Origin of the sequence: Microcystis sp. LE19-131.1A, from assembly GCF_027532015.1 — a bacterium.
Classification (GTDB): domain Bacteria; phylum Cyanobacteriota; class Cyanobacteriia; order Cyanobacteriales; family Microcystaceae; genus Microcystis; species Microcystis ichthyoblabe_A.
This window is the reverse complement of record NZ_JAPZSS010000163.1, coordinates 21,658-27,729: the sequence shown is the minus strand read 5'-3', so window position 1 is coordinate 27,729 and position 6,072 is coordinate 21,658. Positions and strand designations below refer to the sequence as shown.

Sequence of the window (6,072 nt, the reverse complement as noted above, 5' to 3'; positions counted from 1 at the left end):
AAGTGTAGAGTCAAAGATTAAGCAAATAGGTGCAAGAATGAAAATTGTGGGAGCACAATGGAAAGCAGAGAATGTTCCTCAGTATTTGAAGCTACGTTGTGCTTATCTCAACGGCGATATTGCCTGAGTATTTTTACTCATTGCAAAACTGGGATGCTCCCGGCCAAACTGAGTCAAATTAAAAGCCATCCTTTCTTTTGGTCGCCCTTTATTTTGATTGGGGCTGCTAATTAGACCTCTTGCATAATTTTTTTATGGTATAGTGGAAGGTCTTGCTTTTTTCTCGATTTTTAGATGGAAGTGGAAAAAAGAATAAAATGTAATCTTAGGTCAGGAAATCATCCATACTTTTGCTATGTTTATTAGCAAAAATATGGATTATCAAAACTTATCAGATGAACAGTTCAAACGCCGTTTCGGTGTGTATAAACAAACCTATAGAAAGATGGTAGGATGGTAGAATCAGTAAAAAGTGTTGAAGCCGACTCTAATTCAGTATCTAAAAGCGGACCGAAACCTAAACTATCTATAGAAGAACAAGTTTTAGTAACGTTAGAATATTGGCGAGAATATAGAACATATTTTCACATTGGTACAAGCGGTCAAATATCAGAATTAACTATAGGCTGTAAATAAGACGGAAAAAATGCTTTCACAATCGGGAAACTTCCGTTTAAAAGGAAAAAAAGCTCTACTAAATCAAGCAGAGATACCGGTCGTAAGGGTAGTGGATGTAACGGAAACTCCCATTGAACGCCCCAAAAAGAAACAGAAAAATTTTTTGGCTCTTCGTTACTTGTTATGGTTCGATAGTGCGGCATAAATCCACTAAATCCTTATCTGGCAAGAGATTTAATTGATTTAGTTCGCTCTAGATTGAAAACAATTGACAAAAATCGCCAAATGTTTTTCTCTATAATAGTTTCATTCCTTATAACCCTGTACGTTGCATAAGACAAACCGAAGAACCGTTTTATTTTCCCCCAATATCTTATCATCTAAAATGAAATAGCCCCGGGTGTTAGGAGGAATTTGCCCTATTTCCCAACACCCTAACAACTTAGATAATTAACCCCTTTGTCGAGTATTAATCACCTCACCGGCCGCATTAACTAACTCTAGCTGTAGCGGCATTTGTCCCATAGCGTGAGTGGAACAACTTAAACAGGGATCATAGCAACGAATACCCGCTTCCACTCGGTTTAACATCGCTTCGGGAATTTCGCCACCATGGATATAATGTTGGGCGATTTGTTTCACCGTTTGATTCATGGCCAAATTATTATTACCCGTGGCAATAATTAAATTCACCGTTTCAATCAAACCATTTTCATCCACTTTATAATCATGGAATAAAGTACCCCGGGGCGCTTCACTAACTCCCACCCCTTGCAGATTATTAATTCCTGCTTCGGCCCGGCAGCGTTGAGAAACTATATCGGGATCATCGATTAAACGTTCAATCTGTTCTAAACAAGCCAAAATCTCGACTAAACGAGCATAATGATAATAAAAAGAAGAGGTTGCTACACCACCGACCCGATGGCGATATTCGCGTAACTCGATATCCGCTCCCTCCGTGCCAAAATGGGAACAAACATTTAAGCGGGCCAAGGGACCAACTCGATAGATACCATTGGGATAACCGAGGGGTTTATAGTAGGGAAACTTCAAATAAGACCATTTTTCCACTGATTCGCCGATATAATCGCGATAATTGTCTTCGCTCAGGTTATCGGCTACGATATTGCCTTGACTATCGGTAAAACGGATATGACCACCGTAGTGTTCCCACTCGTCCCGTTTACCAACCAATCCCATAAACAGAGAAGGGAAATTACCAAAAGCGGCGATTTCTGTGGTTAAATTGTCCAGAAGTCCTTTAAATAGGTTTAAAGCCGTGTAAAGAGTCGCTTTAGACTCCGGCAGTCGTTCTTTAATCCATTGTCGCCCTTCTTCGCTTAAAGGGGAACGCACACCCCCCGGGACAGACCAAGCGGGGTGAATTTTTTTTGCTCCCAAAAGTTCAATAACTTTCTGTCCAAATTGACGTAAACGGATGCCTGCTCGCGCTAGGTCGGGATCGGCCGCAATTAAACCGAAAACATTCCGTTTAGCGGGGTCACTTTCCCAACCAAGCAGAAAATCGGGACTGCTAAGATGAAAAAAGCTTAAAGCATGGGATTGGGTTAATTGTCCCAAATTCATCAAGCGCCGCAGTTTTTCCCCCGCAGGGGGGATTTGCACCGCTAGAATTTTATCGCCGGTTTTGGCGGCACAAAGTAGGTGACTAACGGGGCAAATGCCGCAAATTCGGGCAGTAATTCCCGCCATCTCCCACATCGGCCGTCCCTCGCAGAATTTCTCAAAACCACGATACTCGACCACATGAAAACGCACGTCATCCACTTCCCCCCCATCGTCAAGGAAAATCGAGATCTTGGCATGGCCTTCGATCCGGGTGACGGGATCGATAACGACGGTTTTAGTCATAGTAAGTCCTCATTGTTCAGGAGTTCCACAGAACGGCATTGTGGAGACTGCGATCGAGCTTGGTTTAAACGATAATTTATCCCGATCTCCGCCCTGCTGTTTCTATGATAGTTATTACCCTCCTAGCAATCCTAATTTTTATAACAATTTTTCCCGATTCTCAATCGCGGCTAATTTGGCATTTTGTAACAAATACTACAGAAAATAGTTCGGAAATCCGCAATGATTACATCTCACTTTGCTGGTGTTGATCGGTCATTATATATATAGAAGTCGGTTCTCGGCTGTCAGTCTTCCTCTCAAAGCTGAGGGCGAAAAGGTCGGAAGTCAGCCAAATTGTTTATGACTAATCGGGAAAATCACCTTTTTGTCTTGTAATCTTACCTAACAGTATCAGCGGCACTGCCGAGGATTCGGGAAAAAGCGACCCAAAAACAAGCGATTGTAGTTGATAGTTCTAGGCTGTAATACTTTTGTTCTAAATGTTGGGGGAAAAAGGATAAACCTAACATCATACCAAAGAATGAATTAGCTTTGAACCTTTAGGGGATTGTCTGCGTCTAAAAGCACAGGATACAATCAAAGGAATTCCGAATCGAACTCATACCGACTTCAGATAAGCCAGACTCACCCGCGAGTCGGAATAGTAACAGACTTTTTCTGTGTCAAGGAGTCACCACCAAACCAATGCCCACAGCAAAAACCAACCAAACTCAACCACAGCCCACCCTCAATGCCGATATGGTGCGTACCTATCTGCACGAAATTGGGCGGGTTCCCCTCCTAACTCACGAACAAGAAATTATTTACGGCAAACAAGTCCAACGGATGATGAGCCTGTTAGAAGCGAAAGAAGCACTATCGAAACAATTAGGACGGGAACCACAGCGCTTGGAGTGGGCGGATTCGGTGAATTTAAGCGAAAATGAACTGGATCGCGCCTTGAAAACTGGCGATCGAGCTAAACGGAAAATGATTGAGGCTAACCTCCGCTTGGTAGTTGCGATCGCAAAGAAATATCAAAAGCGGAACATGGAATTCCTCGATCTAATTCAAGAGGGTAGTCTGGGATTAGAAAGAGGTGTAGAGAAATTTGATCCCACCAAAGGTTATAAATTTTCTACCTATGCCTACTGGTGGATTCGACAAGCGATTACCCGTGCGATCGCTCAACAAGCCCGCACCATTCGTTTACCCATCCATATCACCGAAAAACTGAATAAAATCAAAAGAACTCAGCGCGAACTCGCCCAAAAACTGGGCAGAAGTGCCACCCCTGCCGAGATTGCCCTGGAATTAGAGCTAGAACCCGCTCAAATCCGCGAATATCTCAGTATGGCTCGTCAACCCATCTCCCTTGATGTGCGCGTCGGCGATAACCAAGATACGGAATTGTCGGAATTATTGGAAGATAGCGGAGTTTCTCCCGATACCTTCATCACCCAAGAGTTATTACGGCAAGACTTAGCCAATCTCCTGGCCGAATTAACCCCCCAACAACGGGAAGTGATTACTCTCCGTTTCGGTTTAACCGATGGCAAGGAGTTATCCCTAGCCAAAATCGGTCAGAGAATGAACATCAGTCGGGAACGGGTGCGACAATTAGAACACCAGGCCCTGGCTCATTTACGCCGTCGCCGGGCCAACGTCAAGGAATATATTGTCGCTAGTTAGTAAGATTAGCAAATAACCAAGAAGGAGAGTTCAAGCTCTCTTTTTTTTGGGTTTAATTAATATAGAATCCCGATTAGTTTTCACCTGTGGCAGTTCCGTCATGACTAGATCAACAGAAACAGCGACCCCAACACTATACGAAGAAGATTTTTATCTCTGGCTAAAAACCACGGCAGAACAATTAAAAAAAGGCCAGTTTGCCGAGGTGGATTTAGACAATTTAATTGAGGAGATTGAATCGATGGGGAGAAGTGAAAGACACGCGCTCAAAAGTCTTTTAACTCGTCTCCTAGAACATTTACTCAAATTAACTTACTGGCAATCGGAAAGAGACCGGAATGGTAATCATTGGAATGGAGAAATCAATAATTTTCGGGCAGAAATTCAAGATTTACTGGAGGATAGCCCTAGTTTAAAGCCCTATCTTCGGGAGATTTTTGAGCCATCCTACCATACAGCTTTAGAGGCCGTCCGGAAAAAAATGGGTTTATCCCCCGGCGGTTTACCCAGTCAGATAATTTTTAATCTCGAACAGGTTTTAGATCATCAATGGCTGCCGATCAATTGGGAATAAACTATTGACTGTCTAAATCACTCCTTAAATCGCTAAACAGTCATCAGTGAACTGAAAACTCAAATCTGATAACCGATACTAAATCCGTTGAGCATAGGATACTTATGAGGACAGGCAAAAGGCAAGAGGCAAGAGGCAAAAGAGGGAACAGATAATCAGTTTTTAATAACTAGATTTAGTATGATAACTGATAACTGATAACTGATAACTGATCTGGTTTTACTCAAGCAATTTCTTCAGCAGGGCATCCACTTCCTCCAGGCCAGATTGATTATTTTTCAGCACATAAACCGCTCGCGCTTGCTTAAAAGCTTCCTCCGCCTCTCTTTTTCGTCCTCGGCCCGCGTAGGCCCGACCGAGATTAAGATAGACATCGGCGTTATTGGGGGCGATTTCGGCCAAATCTTGATAGGCGATAATTGCTGCAAGATAATCTTTTCTGGCCAGATGGATGCGACCGATTCCCGCTTGTGCTTCCAACGATTGGGGTTCTAGGAAAACAGCCCGACGATAAAAGGGGAGAGCCTCGTCAAAACGCTCTTGTTTTTCGAGTAAAATCCCTATTTTTAGCTGAATTAAAAAATTTCCTGCACTTTGTCGCTCTATTTCTTTTAAAATTTGGGTTCCACCATTTAAATCGCCCTGTTTGAGCAAAAGGCTGGCCAGTTGCAATCTTAATTCACTATTGTTAGGGAATCTTTGCAGGGATTTTTGGAGAAAATCGAAGGCTTCGCTGCTTTTATTCTGTTCGATCAAGGCTTTACCCATGATTTCGTGGGCTTGCTGATTATTGGGGTCGAGAGCTAAAATCCATTGGTAAACTTCGCCCGCTTTTGCATAGTTTTTTTGCCGTAATAATACCACCCCTAAACCGAGGTAGTGTTGGACGTTTTTCGGTTCTATTTGGATAGCGTAGTAGTAAGAAGTGGCTGCATTGTCGTAATCGCCGATATTAGCCAAACTATAACCGAGAGCATGGAAAAAGTCGGGATTACTCGGATCGAGACTTAAAGCTTTTTGGTATGCTTGGGCGGCGGCGTTATAATCCCCTTGCCGCGTTTGTAAAAAGCCGATCCCAGAGAAAATTTTGGCATTATTGCCATCAAGGGCGGCGGCCTGCTCGTAAATGGCTATAGCTTCCCCATAATTGCCATTTTTGACCAATTGCCGCGCTTGACGCAGTAGTTCGTTAACCTGTGAATCCTTGCTCACGATTGCCCCCGCCGGATTATCAGCGATCGCAATTGAGGCAGAGAAACAGCCCCCCGCAAGGAGACTGACGAGCAAGATTAAACGGGTAAATTGTTCCATCGCTTTACCTTTGTTAACGA

Annotated in this window: 4 protein-coding genes and 2 pseudogenes; 4 read left to right on the top strand and 2 right to left on the bottom strand. The window is 43.3% G+C overall.

Features of this window, described 5'->3' with window-relative positions; translation table 11 throughout:
- A pseudogene (locus O9323_RS13160) lies at nt 1-127 on the top strand (ISKra4-like element ISMae18 family transposase); the annotation flags it as partial.
- A gap of 228 nt (nt 128-355) precedes the next feature.
- A pseudogene (locus tag O9323_RS13155) lies at nt 356-787 on the top strand (helix-turn-helix domain-containing protein); the annotation flags it as partial.
- A 281-nt stretch (nt 788-1,068) separates the two neighbouring features.
- On the opposite strand, the gene O9323_RS13150 reads toward O9323_RS13155, so the two are convergent.
- The gene (locus O9323_RS13150; RefSeq protein WP_002737360.1) at nt 1,069-2,493 is read right to left on the bottom strand and encodes a Ni/Fe hydrogenase subunit alpha; all 1,425 of its coding nucleotides are present in this window, start codon (nt 2,491-2,493) and stop codon (nt 1,069-1,071) included.
- 687 nt (nt 2,494-3,180) lie between these two features.
- Between O9323_RS13150 and O9323_RS13145 the strand changes: the two genes are divergently transcribed.
- Together O9323_RS13145 and O9323_RS13140 are read left to right on the top strand one after the other, a co-directional pair.
- Nucleotides 3,181-4,167 (top strand): RNA polymerase sigma factor, RpoD/SigA family, encoded by a 987-nt coding sequence (locus O9323_RS13145; RefSeq protein WP_002737778.1) that lies wholly within the window; start codon nt 3,181-3,183, stop codon nt 4,165-4,167.
- Between the two features lie 100 nt (nt 4,168-4,267).
- Entirely contained in the window at nt 4,268-4,741 is a 474-nt protein-coding gene (locus O9323_RS13140; RefSeq protein ID WP_069475089.1) for a DUF29 domain-containing protein, read from the top strand.
- 219 nt (nt 4,742-4,960) lie between these two features.
- On the opposite strand, the gene O9323_RS13135 is transcribed toward O9323_RS13140, so the two are convergent.
- Nucleotides 4,961-6,052, bottom strand: a complete 1,092-nt coding sequence (locus tag O9323_RS13135; protein WP_024971237.1) for a tetratricopeptide repeat protein — start codon at nt 6,050-6,052, stop codon at nt 4,961-4,963.
- Between the last annotated feature and the right edge of the window lie 20 nt (nt 6,053-6,072).